Raw genomic sequence first — 16,253 nt, forward strand, 5'->3', positions numbered from 1 at the left:
GGGTCCCTACGCCGCGACGGCGCGGCTGGCGGGCGGGTCGAGCGCGATCGTCGGACCGAAGACCTCGTCGATCCGGCCCCAGGCGAAGTCGCGCAGCAGGCGCGCGATGCGGGCTTCCATGCTGCCTTGCCGGGCATAGTGGCGGAAGCGCGCACGCGCCGGGGCGTCGGTGAGGCGCGGCTGTCCGGGATCGACTTCCCAGGGATGGAAGTAGAAGACGCCGGATGATCGCTCCGTCCCGTTCACCCGCCGCAGCGCCGCGCGGAACAGGGGATAGGGGGCGAGGCGGAACCAACCGCCGCCGGCGCAGGGAAGGTTCCGGCCCATCAGCCGCAGCGTCGTCATCGGCAGTTCCGGCACGCCGTCCGGGTCCGGCACATGCGGCGCACGCGGCGCCTCGGGTGCGCCGTAGAGATCGTGCCCGACCGGGAAGACCGAGCTGCTGTAAGTGTAGCCTTCCTCGGCCAGCACGCGATGCGCCCAGGGCGTGATCGTGGGGCCGATCGAGAAGGTGGGCGCGCGGTAGCCACGCACCGCCACGCCGGAGACATCCTCAAGGATGCGTCGCGCGTGGCGGATATCGGCGCGGAAGCGCGCCTCGCCGATGCGGCTGACGAGTTCATGCCCATAGCCATGGCTTGCGACCTCATGCCCCGCGGCGGCGATGCGGCGCACCAGGCGCGGCTGGCGTTCGGCCACCCAGCCCAGGATGAAGAAGGTGGCCTGCACCCCGGCCTCGGCGAAGCGCGCCAGGATGCGGTCGGTACTCGCTTCGACGCGCGTGTCGAAGCCGTCCCAGGCGGCGCGCGGGATCACCCCGGTGAAGGCCTGCACCTGGAACCATTCCTCCACGTCCACGCTCATGGCGTTGCGGATGACGGGGCGGGTCATCGGCGCGCGCGCTCCGCCGTGGCGGTGTCAAGCAGGTCCTGGATACGGCGGAGCGCGCGCTCCCGCTGCGCCATCATGCGTTCGAGGTCGGCGACGCGATCGGTGAGATCCTGGATCGCCTCGTCGGTCGCGCGCTGCTCGGCAGGGGATTCCGACGTCGCGACGATCTCGCCCAGATCCTGTTCGAGTTCGAGCGCCGTCGCCTCGGCGAGATCGACCGTCAGGACGGAACGCTGTTCGAGCGAACCGGACAGCAGGATCCGCGAGCAGAGACGGTTAATTCGGCGCGGAATGCCGTCGGTATGGCGGTGCACGACGTCGAGCGCCGTTTCCTCCCAGGCCGGGTGGCCGGTCCAGCCGACGGCGGTCATGCGGTGGCGGACGTAGAGGTGCGTCTCCTCCCGCGTCAGGCTGCCGAGATGGTAGGCAGCGAGGATGCGTTGGCGAAGCTGGTCCAGGTCCGGCCGCGCGAGGGTGCGACGAAGTTGCGGCTGGCCCATGAGAACGACCTGCATCAGCGCCTTCTCGCCCTCCGTCACGTTGGAGAGCATGCGCAGTTCCTCGAGCGCGCTGACGGGCAGGGCTTGCGCTTCGTCCACGATCAGTATGTGGCGCAGGCCGCGCTCCGACACGCCTTGCCACAACTGCGCGACAATGGCGCGCAGTATCTCCGCCTTGGTCCCGTGGGCCTCGGCGCCGAAGGCGACGGCGACGAGGCGCAGCAGGTCCTCGGCCTCGACCTGCGTCGTCATCACCCGCGCGACGGCGTGGCCGGCCGGCGCCAGTTCCGCGCAGAGCCGTTCGATCAGCGTCGTCTTGCCGGCGCCGACCTCCCCGGTCACGACGACGAAGCCTTCCTGCTGCGCGAGGCCGAACAGCAGATGCGCATAGGCACGGCTATGCGCGCGGCTGGCATAGAACAGCCGCGCGTCGGGCGTCATCTGGAAGGGGTGCTGACGCAGCCCGTAGCAGTCGATCTGCATGGGCGATCCCTCAGAAGCTCTGGCGCAGACCGGCCAGGATGATCGATTGCGAGTATTCGCTCGAGGTCACGTTGGCGGTCTGGTTGGTGTAGATGAAGCGCACCACGCCGCTCAGCCTTTCGGTGATGCGGTGCTGCAGCGCGACGTTGGCGTAGTAGACGGTGGTGGCCGGCTGGTTGCCGTATTCGCTGCGCCCGACTTGCAGGCCAAGGTTCATCGCGGTGTCCGGCGTCAGTTCATGCGTCCAGCTGATGCCGCCGTAGTAGCCGGTGGATTGTGCGATCTGCGTGCCCTGCGCCGCCGAGATCGGCTCCTGTTCCTGGTAGTAGGCTGACAGGACCACGCTGTCGCGCGGCCAGGACTGCGTCAGCGCGACAACGCCGGTCTTGATGCGGAACAGGCCGCTCTGCGCGGGGAAGAACGAGTTGGCGTAGAGCACCGGCGCGCCCGAATTGGAATCGATCGGATTGCCGAGTTCGTCGAGGGTGGTCGTCGCCAGCAGGTCCTGCGCCGCGGTCGCGGCGGTCGCGAGCCGCTCCACATAGCTCGCCGTCAGCCGCGTGAAGCCGCCGAGCTGAATGCCGGCCTCGAGCGACGGGCTGTCGAAGCCGCCGCGATGGCCGTAGCGGACCGTCAGGAAGCTGTCGCGCGTCGGCGTCAGCCGGACGCCCACCGTCCATATGGCATCGCGGATCTGGTCCGGGTTGGTGCCGGCATATTCGATATTCTCGTAGCCGCCTTCGAGCAGCACGGCGACCGCCGGCGTTATGGCGTAGCGTGCTTCCAGCGCCGCCACGAAGACATGCGCGCCGTCATAGACGCCGGTGCCGGAAAAGACCGTGCCGTCGACCCGGCCCTGCAGCGCAAGGCGACCGAGATCCTCGCCGCTGCGCACCACCAGGTAGCCACGGTTGCCGATGTAGTCCTGGTTGGTGAAGGAGGGCAGGGCGGCGCCGGGCTGGAACTGCGTGGTGCCTTCCTGCGCCGAATACTGGAAGACGTAGCCGAGCTGGGCGGTGGCCGCGCTGCCGAAGCGGTGCACGTAGTAGGGCGAGACCTGGAAGTTGTAGGTCTGGACGAGGTCGTTGCGGTTGGCCGCTTGCACATTGCCCGGCACGAAGCCGCCCGTGCTGGTGCCGACGCCCGCCGAGCCCCGGATGTCGAGATAAAGCGCGCCGGGGATCAGCTCCGCCAGGATCAGCGCGTTGCCGTTCTGCGAGATCTGATTCTGACTGGTGTAGGTCGCGTAGAGCTCTGCGGAGGGTGCGTAGTTGATGATGGCGCGCAGACGTTCTGTCGCACCATCGATCAGGATGGCCGGCGTGATGATGGTGAAGGCGTCGCGCCGCCGGTCGCTGTGCGTCTGGAAGACGTTGTCGGTGGCGCCGAAGTCGATGGCGATGCTCGGTACGATGTTCCAGGCGCGCCCCGGATCGTCGGGCCCTGCCGCTTCACCGGGTGCAGCGAACGCAGCGCCGAAGGCGCCCAGGCGCACCGGCGGTGTCCCCGGCGACGCGTTCGGGAAGGCTGGTGACGCTGCAGATGCGCCCGATTCAGGCGCCCCCTGCTGTCCTCGTGCGGCAGGCGTCTGAGGTCCGAAGGGTTCCAGAGGTGTGCCGAGCGAGGACCCGCCCACGGGCATCCCGAACGGACCAGAACTGCGGCCCGCTGCCGCGGCACCGCTGCCCGCTTCCTGCGCGGCGAGCGGCTGCGCGGCGAGGCACAGGATGCCGGCCGCCGCGGTGAGATGGCGTCGGATACGAAACCCGTCAGGCGCCGACGCCACCATACCCATCATAGCCTCCATAGGCGCCAAAGCTGTCGCTGACGGTCAGGTGCGACTGGTTGAGCAGAAGGTGCAGGGTCGGGCACGCCTCTACAAGGTCGAGCGCCGCCTCGACCTCCCGCCGCTCGGTCCGTTCCGCCTGTACGACGATAACGGCCTGGGCCATCACCGGGGCAAGGGTGCTCGGGTCGCTGGTCGCGAGGCAGGGCGGGGTATCCACGATGATGATGTGCTGCGGCATCGCCGCGGCGAGTCGCTGTATCGCGCTTGCCAGGCGCGGGCCGGCCGGCTGGCCCTCCCGAGCATTGGGGGCGCCGTAGGGGAGCAGGGTCAGGCGATCGATCTCGGTCGGCACGACGACCTTCGCCGCGGGAAGCGAGGCGTCAGTGGCATAGGCCATCAGCCCCAGCGCCTTGGTCTGCCCGATCGCCATGCTCAGTGAGCCGTGCTTGCCGTCCGCATCGACCAGGAGCACCGGCCGGCCGCTCGACCGCGCCAGCCCGGCCGCGATGTTGAGCGAGCAGAAGGTCTTGCCTTCCCCGGGGCGCGCGGAGGTGAACATCACCGTGTCCGCCGGGCGGCTGTCCTGCGCATGCCGCTTCGGGATCGCACGCAGCAGCTGGGTCTGCGCGATGGCGATCTCCTCCAACACGCGTGCCCGTGCGGCACGTTCGGCCGAGGCGACGAGACCCGCATCGACCAGGGTCGCGAGGGTGATCTTCGTGGCCTCGGCGAGGGCAGGCGCGGGTGGAGGGGCTGGGGCGGGCGATGGGCGCGGCGGTGCCTCCGCCACATCGCGCGCGGCCGCCACCACGGCCGGCGCGGCGGCGGCGAGCGCCTCGGCGGCGCGCTCCACGAGGTGCGTGCGGCCTTCCTCCTGCCGCGCGCGCTGCAGGCGTTCGACGAGGTGCGGACGCTGGTCATTGGGGGGGGTCATGCGATGAACCGTGCCATTCGTTCGAGCAGGTAAGGCATGTCGGCCATCATGGCGCCGTAGGCGACGAAGATCAGTGCCGCGGCGCACGCGAAGGCGATGGCCGGGACAATGCGAATCGGCATTGCCGGTGCCGAGATGCCACCCAGGACCGGCAGGCCAAGCCGCCGCAGCTCATTGACCGAATAGAAGGTCGTGTCGATCTGGACGAGCAGGAAGGCCAGCGCGATGCCCGCACCGATCCCCGCCGCCAGCACGCCGCTTGCGAAGAGCGGGCGGTTCGGCGCGACGGGAATGCTCGAGAGGGTCGGCGGGTCGATGATCTCGATCTTCACGCGATCGGAGCTGGTGCGCGCCGCCTCGCCGATCTGGATGGATTCACGGCGGGCCAGCAATTCCTCGTAGTTCCGCCGCAGCACGTTGTAGTCGCGGTCGAGATTGGTGAACTCGGCCTGGACCTCCGGCGCGCTGCGCGCCATCTCGTTCATGCGCGTCAGATCAGCCTCCGCGTCGCGCAGGCCGCGCTCCAGCGAGGCGATCTGCGCATCCGCATCGACCAGGCGCAGCGTCAGCTGCTCGCGCAGGACGGGCTGGCTCGGCCCCGCGGGCCGTCCGGGGCCACGCGCTCCGCCGCCGCTGCGCCGCAGTTCGGCGATCATGTTGCGCGTCGCCACCACATCGGGATGCTGGTCGGTGTAGCGCATCCGCAGTTGCCGCAGTTGCTGTTCGGCCTGCGCCAGTTCCGGCGAGCCGCCACCGCCGCCGGTCGGCTGCGGGGCGGATTGCAGCGCATCGATCTGCTGGCGCGTCAGGTCGCGCCGCGCCTGGGCATCCGCCAGCTCGCCGCGCAATTCCTGAACGCGGCCGCGCGCCGTCTCGAGACGCGAGAGATTGCCGTCGAGCGCGAGCAGGTCGCCATAGCGGGTACGGAATTCGGCCCGGCGGCGTTCGGCCTCGCGAAGCTGGGCCTCATAGGCCGCGATCTGTTGCGCGACGAAGTTGCGGGCCGTCTCCAGCTGACGGCGGTCGGTGCCGGTCGCCGCCTCGACGAACAGCGTGAGCAGCGTCTGCACCACGTCGCGCGCGACACGCGGGTCATAGTCCCGGTATTCGATGCTGAACAGATTGCGCGTCTGCGGCGTGATGCGGATCTGCCGGCCGAGATCTTCGATCAGCCGCTCGCGCGATTGCTGGTCGGTGATGCGCATATCAAGGTCGGTGCGCGCGACGACACGCTCGAGATTCGGCCGGCTGAGCAGGGTTCGCTGCAGCACGTCCACCTGGCTCGCCGGCGTCCCCTCCACCGCGATGCCTCGCAACAGCGTGCCAAGAATGGCATCGGCGTCGGCATACATCCGTGCCGTCGACACATATTGGTTCGGCATCAGGTAGACCGCGATCCAGCCTGCGATGCAGACCAGCCAGGTCAGGGCGAGCGCCTTCCAGCGGTGTCGCCACGCAGCCGAGACATAACGGCGCATCTGCAACGTGAGGTGCATGACTTCAGAACCAGCCCTGCGGGATCACCAGCGTATCACCCGGGCGCATCCGGATGTCCTGCGTCATGTCGCCGTCTCGCAACAGGTCGGACAGCCGCACGCGGATCACGGTCGGCGGCGTGGTGGGGGTCTCCCGGCGGATGATCTCCGCCCGGTTGCCTGCCGCGTAGCGGGTCAGGCCGCGGGCGTCGATCATGACGTCGAGCAAGGTCATGCCATCGCGGTAGGGAAGGGCACGCGGCTGCGTCGCCTCGCCGATGACGCGCACCTGCTGGCTCGAGGTGCCAATGAAAGAGCGGACGATCACAGTAACGTTAGGATCGATGACGAAACGCCGAAGCCGCTCCTCCATCTCGCGCGCCAGTTGGGTTGGCGTGCGGCCCGCCGCCTCGACGTCGGGGACGAGAGGGATTGAGACCCGCCCATCCGGGCGCACCGGCAGCCCATTGACCGTCAGTTCGGGGGAACGGTGGACATAGATGTCGAGGCTGTCGCCCGGGCCGATGACATATTCAGGGGCCGGGCCTGCCGGCGCGGTCGCATCCGCGGGGACGCTGGCGCGCTCGGCACAGGCGCCAACCACGAGGGCAAAGGCGGCGGCGAGGATCATCGGACGGCGCTTGGCGTTCATTCGCGCATCTCCAGGGTGCCGATGGCCGCGATCCGTCGGATCGAAGTCGTCGGGCAACGGTGGCACAGACAGCGGTCCAGCGGCACCCGCAGTCGATGCTGGCTGTACCAAGCCTATGCTTCGGCAACCGGCAGATCAACGAAACAAGCAACAGGATCATTTAATAGATGGCAGTAGAACGCCACGGGTCAAAAGCTCCGACACATTCTCGTGGAAGACTCACAGGTCGTGCCTGGTTTTCCCGTTCTAGTTGCAGGAATTTTCATGCAAACTGATTTTACTACCATAGGTCGGGTATTTGCATCGTGTGGGGCAAGATTTAACTTTACGGACGAAGGTATTGGGCGATAGGGTCTGGCTGTCCGTGAGAAGCGGAGCGAAAATTGAGGCAGAGAGTGCCATGCGAATGCAGGGCGCTACCTTGTCCTTTTTTCTGTGTCGGCTCGTGTTCCGGCGTGGTGTCCTGCGCCGGCAGGCTTGTTGCACCTTCAGCGGGGGCGTTGAGGGGACGGGAATGAAGTCACCCTTCGGGAGGAGCCTTCAGCCAGGCTTGGTCGTTCTTGTACTGGTCGACCTTTTGGCTGCGGTGGTTGCCGGGATCCTCCTATCCGGCGGGCGCATGGAGGGCGCCGGTCTGATGGCGGTGAACGGCTCTGCGCTGTATTCACTGCCGATCGGGCTTGCTTTCGCTGTCGTTCTGGCGGCTTGCGGGCTGTATCAGGCGCATGCCTGGTTCGCCCTGCGACGGCTGGCCGGACGTGCCGTCATGGCGGTGCTGCTGCTGGTCCTCGGGACGGTGGTGGTGGCCGCGATGGCTGGCGCGGGGCCGCCGCGTCCGCAACTGCAGTATTGGACCATTCCGGCGCTGTATGTCGCGCTGGCCGTTGCCTTGCGCCTCGGCCTCGCCGCCGCGTTGCGCGCCGGGCTGGTCAGGCCGCGGCTCGCGCTGATCCGTTCGGATGCGCCAAATCGCGCTTCCACATTCGATGGCCTGCCGACCGAGTTGGGGGTCTCGCCGCAGGAGCTTCCGATTGCGATGAACGATCCGGGCAGCCTCGGCGCTGGCCTTGCCGTGAAGGAACTGCGCCGCAGCGGCATCCGCACGGCGATCGCCGCGGACCACGAAGCGGTGTCCCTCGCGATCCGCGGTGAGTGCGCCGCGGCCGGTGTTCGGGTCCTCAGCGCGCAGGAATTCCGGGAATTGCGGGAGGGCAGGGTGGATCTCGACACCCTGGCGGAGGACTGGCTGTCCACCGCAGCCGTGACGCGGGCGAACAGGGTGGCGGGCGTGTTCCGCCGTGGCTTCGACATCGTGGGCAGCATCGGCCTGCTGCTGCTCACGCTGCCGGTTCTGCTGCTGACCGCGCTGGCAATCCGGCTCGAGAGCCCGGGCCCCGTCTTCTACCGGCAGGAACGTGTCGGCCAGCACGGCCGCGTCTTCCGGCTGTTCAAGTTCCGCAGCATGAGCGTCGATGCGGAGAAGAGCGGGCCACGCTGGGCGGTGCCGAGCGACCCGCGGGTCACCCGCGTCGGCCGTTTCATCCGTCTGACCCGGATCGACGAGATTCCGCAGGCCATCAACGTCCTGCGCGGCGACATGGCGCTGATCGGCCCGCGGCCGGAGCGGCCGACCTTCGTCGAGCACCTCGCCGCCGTCATTCCGCATTATGCCAGCCGCGCGGCGGTCCGCCCCGGCATCACTGGCTGGGCGCAGATCAATTATCCCTACGGCGCCTCGGTCGAGGATGCGCGCAACAAGCTCACCTACGATCTCTATTACCTGCGTCACCGCAGCCTCGCGCTCGATCTCGCCATCATCCTCGGCACCATCCGCGTGATCCTGTTGCAGGAGGGTGCACGGTGACCCGGCACGCCGCCGGACGGCGCCCATGACGGCCGCTGCCTCGGCCGCGCTGCATGCCGGCTGTGCCGTCGTCAGCCTGTTGCTGACGGCGCTCATCCTGGTCGCGGGCAGGGGGCGGGCCGCATTGCTGCCAGCAGTGGCCGCCGCTGGCACCGGCGCCTGGGCCACTGCCGTAGCGTTGCAGCCTGACGCACCGCTGAACGGCCTGCCCGGGATGTTCGAGGTTCTGCGCACGGTCCTGTGGTTCGCCCTGCTGTTCGGCCTCGCCTGGCGCTTCGCCGGGCTGCGGGCGCGACCGCTGCTGCGCCGCTTCGCCGTGGGCGGAGCGATCGTGGCCGGCATCGCCATCGTTTCCGAACTGCCGGTGGCGCAAGGCGTCCTGGCCGCGCCGAGCTTCGGTTCCATCGCCATCCTGGCGCGCATCGCACTCGCATTGCTGGTCGTGCTGCTGGCCGAGAATCTCTATCGTAATGCCAGCGAGGCGGCGCGCTGGCACGTCAACCTGCCCTGCATCGCGCTGGGCGGCCTCGCGGCCTTTGACGTGCTGCTCTATGCCGAGGCCGCGATATCCCAGAGCTTCGCGTCCAGCATGCTGGACGCGCGGGCGGCCCTGGCCGGGCTTGTCCTGCCGTTGCTGCTGATCGCCGCCGTCCGCGACCGCCGCATCCGGCGCGACCCGCCGGTGTCGCGCGATGTCGTGTTCCATGGCGCGACCTTGCTGCTCGCCGGCGGGTTCCTGCTGCTGGTGGGCGCGGTGGCGGAGCTGCTGCGCCGGCTCGATGCCGATTGGAGCCCTGTCGCGCAGGCGAGCCTGCTCGCCGCTGCCGTGGTGGCGTTGGCGGTCGCGGCCACGACGCGTTCGGCGCGGTCGCGGCTGCGGCGCCTGGTCGTCGATCACTTCTTCACGGCGCGCTACGACTACCGGCGCGAATGGCTGCGCTGCGTCGCCACGCTCTCGGCCCCGGCCGATGAGGCTCCCGCTTCGCTGCGCGCCATCCGCGCCATCGCCGATGCGGTCGACAGCCCTGGCGGCGCATTGTTCCTGCGCGAGGCGGGCGGGCTGCGCCTCGCCTGGGCGGCAAGCTGGAACAGCCCGAATGCGTCGATCGCCCTCGATCCGGGCCACGCGCTTGTCGCCGCCCTGCGCGACGGCGCCTGGGTTGCCGAATATGACGGCGACACGCCTGCCGACCTGGCCGAGGCCTTCGGTCCGGTCTGGCTTGCCGTGCCACTGCCGCTGCATGCCGAAGGGCTGTTCGGCGTCGTGCTGCTCAAGCCGCCGCGCGCCGCCTTCGCGACGGATCGGGAGGTCTTCGACCTGCTGCGCACGCTGGGCCGCGAGGTGGCGATGTTCCTCGCCGAGCGGCGAGCGGCGGAGACGCTGGTGGATCAGCGGCGCCTGCAGGACTACGCGAAGCGCTTCGCCTTCGTCGCGCATGACGTGAAGACCGTTTCCAGCCAACTGACGCTGCTGCTCGCCAACGCGGAGGAGAATATCGGCGACCCGGAGTTCCAGCACGACATGCTGGTGACGGTCCGCGCCTCGGCCCAACGCATCAATGGCCTGATCGCCCGGCTGCGCCAGCCCGAGGACGAGGCGCCAAGCCCCTCCGCGCCATCGGGCACCTTGCCGCAGGAACGGCTGCGGTTGCTGGCGGCCGGCAGTCGCCGCCCGGTGCGGATCGAGGAGGACGGTGCCCCCGGCGCCCACATCGCGATGCGCGCCGAGCGCTTCGACACCGCCATCCTGCACCTGCTCAACAACGCCTGCGATGCCTCGGCGCCGGATGAAGCGGTGCGGATCCGCCTGCGTGCCCAGGGCAACCGGCTTGTCATCGACATCACCGACAGCGGTCCAGGAATGACGCCGGAATTCATTCGCGATGAGCTGTTCCGTCCCTTTGGCACGGCCAAGCCGGATGGCACCGGCATCGGTGCCTGGCAGGCGCGCGAGATCCTGCGCGAAGCCGGCGGCGACCTCGTCGTGCTCAGCCAGCTCGGCGCCGGCACCACCATGCGCGTGACCCTGCCGCTCGTGGTCGCGACGGCGTCTGACCCGCAGGAGGACCGAGCATGACCAAGCCGGCCCTTCTGGTCGTCGAGGACGATCCGGGCCTGTGCGCCCAGTATCGCTGGGCCTTCCCCGCCTGCCGCGTGGTCATCGCCAATGACCGCCGGCATGCCGAGTCGATGGCGCGCAAGGAACAGCCGGCCGCCGTGCTGCTCGATCTCGGGCTGCCGCCGGACGCCGAGGGCGTCTCCGAGGGCTTCGCCACGCTCGAGGCATTGCGCCGCGCCCATCCCACCCTGCCCGTGGTGGTCGCGAGCGGGCAGGGGCAGCGGGAGAACCTGCTGCGGGCCGTTGCCCTCGGTGCCTATGATTTCTGCGAGAAGCCGGTCGATCTCGCGGTGCTGAGGACGGTGATCGACCGCGCGCTCCGGCTTTCGGCACTGGAGGAGGAGAACCGTCGCCTCGCCGCCACGCCGCGGTCGAGCCCGGTGAAAGACATCATCACCGCCGATGAAGGCATGCTGAAGGTCTGCCGCACCGTGGAACGGCTCGCGGCCGTCTCGGTGCCGGCGCTACTGCTGGGCGAAAGCGGCACGGGCAAGGAAGCGCTGGCGCGCGCGCTGCACGCGCTCGGCCCGCGCGCGCGCAAGCCCTTCGTCGCGATCAACTGCGCCGCCATTCCGGAGAACCTGCTGGAGAGCGAGTTGTTCGGCCATGAGCGCGGCGCCTTCACCGGCGCTGTGCGCCAGACGCCGGGCAAGATCGAGACGGCGAATGGCGGGACGCTGTTCCTCGACGAGATCGGCGAGATGCCGGTCGCGCTGCAGGCCAAGCTGCTGCGCTTCCTGCAGGACCAGGTGGTCGAGCGCGTCGGCGGCCGCACACCGATTCAGGTCGATGTGCGCGTCGTCTCGGCGACCAACCAGCCGCTCGATGCCCTGGCCGAGACCGGCGCCTTCCGCGGCGACCTGCTCTACCGACTCAACGCCGTGACGGTCCGCATCCCGCCGCTGCGCGAACGCGGCAGCGATGCGGTGCTGCTCGCCAACTGGTTCCTTGCCCGCTTCGGGCGCGAATTCGATCGCCGCTTCCGCGGCTTCGACCCGACCGCCACCGACGCGATCGCCCATCATGCCTGGCCCGGCAATGTGCGGGAGTTGGAGAACCGCATCCGGCGCGCCGCAGTGATGGCCGACGGGCAGCTTGTGACCACCGCCGACCTCGAACTTGCCGCGGCCGATGCCGCGGGCGAGGACGACGAAGATCTCGACCTGCGCACGGCGCGTGCGCGGGCGGAACGCGCGGCGGTCGAACGCGCGCTGGCCCGCAGCCCGGGCAACCTTGCCGGCGCCGCGCGGCTGCTCGGCGTCAGCAGGCCGACGCTCTATGGCCTGCTCGAAACCCACGGCCTCGCCGCGGCGCGGGCCGGTGATGAAACTTCGGGTCCGGCCACCGACATTCTTGATGCAGTCTAGAGGAGCGACCCATGGCACCCTCGATGAAATACGCTCGGCTCAGCCTGTTCGCCGGGGTCGTCGGTGCGGCGTTGCTCGCCACGCCCGCTCTTGCCTCGATGGAGCGCGCCCGGCAGGCACAGGCGCGCGGAGATCTACGCGCGGCGCAGATCGAACTCCGCAACGCAGTCCGCACCTCGCCGAATTCGGCGGAGGCACGTGCGGCGCTCGCCGAGGCAAGCCTCGACGTCGGTGACTTCGACACCGCAGAGAAGGAAGCGCGCGCCGCGTTGGAGCGCGGCTATGACCGCGCCGCCGGCACCTCGATCCTGCTGCGCGCCTATCTCGGGTTGCGCCGCTACGACGATTTGTTGCGGGACTTCCCGGCGGTCGGCGAACCGCCCGCCCTTGGCGGCCAAGTGGCGGCCGGACGCGCCATGGCGCAGTTGGCGAACCGGCGAGTGGATGAAGCGCGCGCCTCCGCCGCAGAGGCTGTCCGCCTCGCCCCCGGTGCGGCCGAGCCGCACTTGGCGATGGCAGCGGTCGAGTTGGCCTCACGTGATGCTGCGGCTGCCGAAGCGGCGGTGGACCGCGCCATCGCGGCCGATCCACGATCGGTCGATGCGCTGATGCGCAAGGCGCAGTTCCAGTTCGGCCGTGGTGATTTCGCGTCCTCGGCGGCGACCTTTGCCTCGGCGATCGGCCTGCAGCCTGGCCAGGCGCTGGCACGGACCCTGCGCGCCGAGGCGCTGATGCGGCTCGGTCGCGATGCGGAAGCGCGGCAGGAGATCGATGCCGCGCTGCGCAGCGCACCCGGTGCGGCCCCCGCGCTGTTCGTCCGCGCGGTGCTGGAATCCCGTGTGAATGACTGGCGCGCCGCCGATGCAACCTTGCAGCAGATCGGCGGTCAACTGACCAACTTCCCGAGCGGCTTGCTGCTGGTGGCGTTGGCCAAGCGTGCACTTGGTCAACCGGCGCAGGCCGAGGATGCCGCCCGCCGCTACGTCGCACGCCAGCCCGAGGACCCGCGCGGCGTGCGCCTGCTCGCCGCGCTCGAGATCGCCGCGGGAAGGCCCGCGGACGCGATCGCGACGCTGCAGAACCTGGTTCGCCGCGGTGGTGCGGATGCTGAAACGCTCGACATGCTTGGCCGGCTCGAAGCCGCGGCCGGCCAGCCAAGGGCGGCGGCCGATGCGCTGCGCCGCGCGGCTGAACTGGCGCCAAGCAATGCCGATGTGCTCGCCCGCCTTGCCGCGGCACGCCTCGCGGCGGGCGACCTGGCCGGCGCCACCGAGGCAGCCGAGGGCTCGCTGCGCCTCACCCCCGATCAGGGTGGCGCACGCGCGATGCTCGCCGTTGGCGCGCTGCTGTCCGGCGATGTCGCCGCAGCGGAGGCCGAACGTGCCCAGATGACGCCGGAAGCGCGGAACACCCCGGGCGGCCGGCTGCTGGACGGCACGCTCGAGGCCGCACGGATGAACCTGCCCGCGGCGCGCGCCAGCTTCGAGGGCCTGCTGCGGGACGTACCGGCCTTCCAGCCGGCACGCACCGCGCTCGCGAGGATCGCCTATGCGGAGGGCAAGCCGGAGGAGGCGGAGCGTCTGCTCGGTGAAGTGCTGGCCGCCGATCCCGGCAATGCCGATGCGGGGCAGCAGCTGGCCGCGATCGCCCTGTCCCGCGGCCCACGCGCCGCCGCGGCACGGGAGGTGCTGCTGGTGGCGCAGGCCGCGGCACCCGACAATGCGGCGCTCGCGGGGCTCGCGGCCCGCGTCCTGATCCTCAGCGGCGAAGCGGCGCGCGCCGTCACCCTGCTGGAGGTTCCGGCGTTGCAGGTGCGCGGCCGCGGCGCCGAGATGCCCATGCTGCTGGCCGAAGCGCGGGTCACGGCGGGCGACCTGGCAGGCGCGGAGGCGGCGAGCCGTACCGCGCTGGCCGAGGATCCGCGCAACGTCGTGGTGCGGCGGCAACTGGCCATCCTGTTGACCCGCAAGGGCGATGCGGCGGCGGCTGAATCGATCCTGCGGGAAGGACGTATCACCCAGCCAGCCGACCCGCTGCTGCAAGGCACGCTGGTTGCCGTGGTGCGGGAGGCGCGGGGCCTCGATGCCGCCCTGGCGCTTGCCGAGCAGCTCGCGCGGCGGACCGAGGCGCAGCCGGCGTCCCTGACGCTGCGTGGCGACCTGCTGGCTGCGGCCGGACGCGCTGCCGGTGCAACCCAGGCCTTCGCCGATGCCTACGCCCTCGCGCCGTCGTCGGTGCTCGCGCTGCGGCGAGCGACCATGCTGGCCGGGGCGGGCCGGCAGGCCGACGCCATCGCCGCCCTGACCGAGTGGCTGGCACGCGACCCCGAGGATCTCGCGGCGCTGTCGATGCTCTCGCAACTCGAGCTCCAGGCCGGGCGCTACGCGGATGCCGAGCGTCGCCTTGAAACGGTTGTGGCCCGGCGGCCGGGGGACGCGGCTGCGCTCAACAACCTGGCCTGGTCGTTGGCGATGCGGGGGGCCGATGCCGAGCGGGCGCTTGCGCTGGCCGAACGCGCCTTCTTCCTCGCGCCGAGCGCTGCCTCGGCCGACACGCTGGGTTGGGTCCTGATCCGGCAGGGCGGGCTCGATCGTGGCGTCGCGCTGCTGCGCCAGGCGACCGACGCGAGCCGTGGCGAGCAGGGACCGGACCCTTCCATGGCCTACCGCCTGGCCTTCGGGCTGAAGGCGCTCGGCCGGCGGGATGAGGCGGCCGATGTGCTGCGCCCCGTGCTGGCCGGCGGCAGGGCCTTCCCCGAGCGGGCGGAAGCGGAGCGGTTGATGTCGGAACTCGGCGCCGGTCGTTGAGGCAGCGTCTTGCGTGACCTTTTCTTCACCGCCGCGATGCTGGGGCTGTTGCCATTGGCGGCGGCACGTCCCTTTGTCGGCGTGCTGTTGTGGTGCTGGCTGTCCTTCATGAACCCGCATCGCGAGATCTGGGGGTTTGCCGCGGACATCCACTGGGCGGCGATCATCTTCGGGACGACGGTGCTTGGCTGTGTGTTCGCGCGCGAGCCGCGGTCGTGGCGCCTCAATGTCGTGACCGGCCTGGCCGTGGCGCTGATGGTGGCGATTACCGTCACCTCCTTCACGGCATTGGCCCCGCCCGATGCGGTTTGGCGGAAATGGGACCTGACCTTCAAGGCGCTGCTTGGGTTGCTGCTCACCGCGCAACTGCTGACCGACCGCTGGCGGATCCACGGGCTGGTCTGGGTGATCGTGCTGTCGATCGGCTACTACTCGGTCAAGGGTGGCCTGTTCACCCTGGAAACGGCCGGCAACTACCGCGTCTACGGGCCGGCGGATTCGATGATCGCGGACAACAACCACGCGGCGGTTGCCTTCCTGATCATCCTGCCGCTGATGAACTACCTGCGCCTGCATTCGGCGCATCGGCTGGTGCGCATCGGTCTGGTCGTGGCGATGGTGCTGACGCTGCTTTCGGTTGTCGGCAGCTATTCGCGCGGGGCGCTGCTTGGCCTCGTGGCGGTTTCGGCGGTGTTCTGGTGGCGCAGCCAACGCAAGGTGATCGGCGCCATCATCCTCGGCGTCGCACTGGCCGGCACGCTGAACTTCATGCCCCAGAGCTGGTGGGATCGCATGAACTCCATATCGACCTACGAGGAGGATGCATCGGCAACCGATCGGCTTCGCCTGTGGGAAGGGGCGTGGAAGCTGGCGCTTGATCGGCCGCTCGTCGGTTCGGGCTTCCGTGGCCCCTACACGCGGGAGGTGATGGACCGCGTCGCCCCCGATGTGCCGGCGCGGGCGATCCACAGCATCTGGTTCGAGTTCCTGGGCGAGCACGGGTTCCCGGCCTTCGCGATCTGGCTTGGCATGATCCTGGGCGGGGTCGTCTACACCTTCCGGCTGGCGCGGCTCGCGCGGGGGCGGCCGGAACTGCTCTGGGCCTACGACCTCGCGCGGATGAGTCAGGTCGCCATCGTCGCCTACTGCGTTGGTGGTTCGTTCCTCTCGCTCAGCTACTGGGACGTGTTCTGGGCCGTGCTGGTCATCGCTCCGGCGGCCTACGCGGTCGCGCGCCAGGTGGCGGTGAGCGATGCGGAGCAGGCGGCGCTGCCGTCCTGGCGGCTGCGCGCGGAGCGAAACGCGGCGTCGTCGCGCCTGGTGACCAGGCGGGAGCCAGTCACATGACCGACCACGGGCGAGTGGAGGTCGC

At 69.9% G+C, this 16,253-nt stretch carries 11 protein-coding genes; 5 read left to right on the plus strand and 6 right to left on the minus strand.

All coding sequences use genetic code 11. The features are described 5' to 3' along the window. Positions 1-6: 6 nt before the first annotated feature. The 6 genes from AC2YHJ_RS07390 to AC2YHJ_RS07415 all read right to left on the minus strand — a co-directional run bounded on the left by AC2YHJ_RS07390 (position 7) and on the right by AC2YHJ_RS07415 (position 6,703). Entirely contained in the window at positions 7-891 is an 885-nt protein-coding gene (locus AC2YHJ_RS07390) for an XrtA system polysaccharide deacetylase (RefSeq protein ID WP_487395042.1), read from the minus strand. Continuing rightward, positions 888-1,874, minus strand: a complete 987-nt coding sequence (locus tag AC2YHJ_RS07395) for an ExeA family protein (protein WP_487395044.1) — start codon at positions 1,872-1,874, stop codon at positions 888-890. The genes AC2YHJ_RS07390 and AC2YHJ_RS07395 overlap by 4 nt, the downstream gene beginning before the upstream one ends. A 10-nt stretch (positions 1,875-1,884) precedes the next feature. Continuing rightward, on the minus strand, positions 1,885-3,369 hold the full coding sequence (locus AC2YHJ_RS07400; RefSeq protein ID WP_487395046.1) for a TIGR03016 family PEP-CTERM system-associated outer membrane protein: 1,485 nt from the start codon (positions 3,367-3,369) through the stop codon (positions 1,885-1,887). 274 nt (positions 3,370-3,643) lie between these two features. Continuing rightward, positions 3,644-4,597: a P-loop NTPase family protein gene (locus AC2YHJ_RS07405; protein ID WP_487395047.1), complete on the minus strand. Its 954-nt coding sequence runs from the start codon at positions 4,595-4,597 to the stop codon at positions 3,644-3,646. After that, positions 4,594-6,093, minus strand: coding sequence for an XrtA system polysaccharide chain length determinant (locus AC2YHJ_RS07410; RefSeq protein ID WP_487395049.1), 1,500 nt, complete (start codon positions 6,091-6,093; stop codon positions 4,594-4,596). The genes AC2YHJ_RS07405 and AC2YHJ_RS07410 overlap by 4 nt, the downstream gene beginning before the upstream one ends. 4 nt (positions 6,094-6,097) lie before the next feature. Further along, positions 6,098-6,703 (minus strand): XrtA/PEP-CTERM system exopolysaccharide export protein, encoded by a 606-nt coding sequence (locus AC2YHJ_RS07415; RefSeq protein WP_487395050.1) that lies wholly within the window; start codon positions 6,701-6,703, stop codon positions 6,098-6,100. Between the two features lie 361 nt (positions 6,704-7,064). Here AC2YHJ_RS07415 and AC2YHJ_RS07420 point away from each other — a divergent pair, with 361 nt between their 5' ends. The 5 genes from AC2YHJ_RS07420 to AC2YHJ_RS07440 are packed head-to-tail and all read left to right on the plus strand — an operon-like array spanning position 7,065 to position 16,228. Further along, on the plus strand, positions 7,065-8,588 hold the full coding sequence (locus AC2YHJ_RS07420) for an exopolysaccharide biosynthesis polyprenyl glycosylphosphotransferase (RefSeq protein ID WP_487395051.1): 1,524 nt from the start codon (positions 7,065-7,067) through the stop codon (positions 8,586-8,588). A 25-nt stretch (positions 8,589-8,613) separates the two neighbouring features. After that, on the plus strand, positions 8,614-10,665 hold the full coding sequence (gene prsK / locus AC2YHJ_RS07425) for an XrtA/PEP-CTERM system histidine kinase PrsK (protein ID WP_487395053.1): 2,052 nt from the start codon (positions 8,614-8,616) through the stop codon (positions 10,663-10,665). Continuing rightward, entirely contained in the window at positions 10,662-12,074 is a 1,413-nt protein-coding gene (prsR, locus tag AC2YHJ_RS07430; protein WP_487395054.1) for a PEP-CTERM-box response regulator transcription factor, read from the plus strand. Before prsK ends, prsR begins: the two co-directional genes overlap by 4 nt. A gap of 11 nt (positions 12,075-12,085) precedes the next feature. Next, the gene (gene prsT / locus AC2YHJ_RS07435; RefSeq protein ID WP_487395055.1) at positions 12,086-14,881 is read left to right on the plus strand and encodes an XrtA/PEP-CTERM system TPR-repeat protein PrsT; all 2,796 of its coding nucleotides are present in this window, start codon (positions 12,086-12,088) and stop codon (positions 14,879-14,881) included. Between the two features lie 9 nt (positions 14,882-14,890). After that, positions 14,891-16,228 carry a putative O-glycosylation ligase, exosortase A system-associated gene (locus AC2YHJ_RS07440; RefSeq protein ID WP_487395056.1) on the plus strand — a complete coding sequence of 446 codons (1,338 nt, stop codon included), beginning with the start codon at positions 14,891-14,893 and terminating at the stop codon, positions 16,226-16,228. Positions 16,229-16,253 lie beyond the last annotated feature (25 nt).

The organism is Roseomonas sp. SRI_022 (assembly GCF_057586215.1).

Coding starts and splice junctions, on each gene's coding strand:
- prsK (WP_487395053.1), top strand. CDS start 8,614: ATGACGGCCGCTGCCTCGGCCGCGCTGCATGCCGGCTGTGCCGTCGTC.
- AC2YHJ_RS07415 (WP_487395050.1), bottom strand. CDS start 6,703: ATGATCCTCGCCGCCGCCTTTGCCCTCGTGGTTGGCGCCTGTGCCGAG.
- prsT (WP_487395055.1), top strand. CDS start 12,086: ATGGCACCCTCGATGAAATACGCTCGGCTCAGCCTGTTCGCCGGGGTC.
- AC2YHJ_RS07395 (WP_487395044.1), bottom strand. CDS start 1,874: ATGCAGATCGACTGCTACGGGCTGCGTCAGCACCCCTTCCAGATGACG.
- AC2YHJ_RS07410 (WP_487395049.1), bottom strand. CDS start 6,093: ATGCACCTCACGTTGCAGATGCGCCGTTATGTCTCGGCTGCGTGGCGA.
- AC2YHJ_RS07405 (WP_487395047.1), bottom strand. CDS start 4,597: ATGACCCCCCCCAATGACCAGCGTCCGCACCTCGTCGAACGCCTGCAG.
- AC2YHJ_RS07390 (WP_487395042.1), bottom strand. CDS start 891: ATGACCCGCCCCGTCATCCGCAACGCCATGAGCGTGGACGTGGAGGAA.
- prsR (WP_487395054.1), top strand. CDS start 10,662: ATGACCAAGCCGGCCCTTCTGGTCGTCGAGGACGATCCGGGCCTGTGC.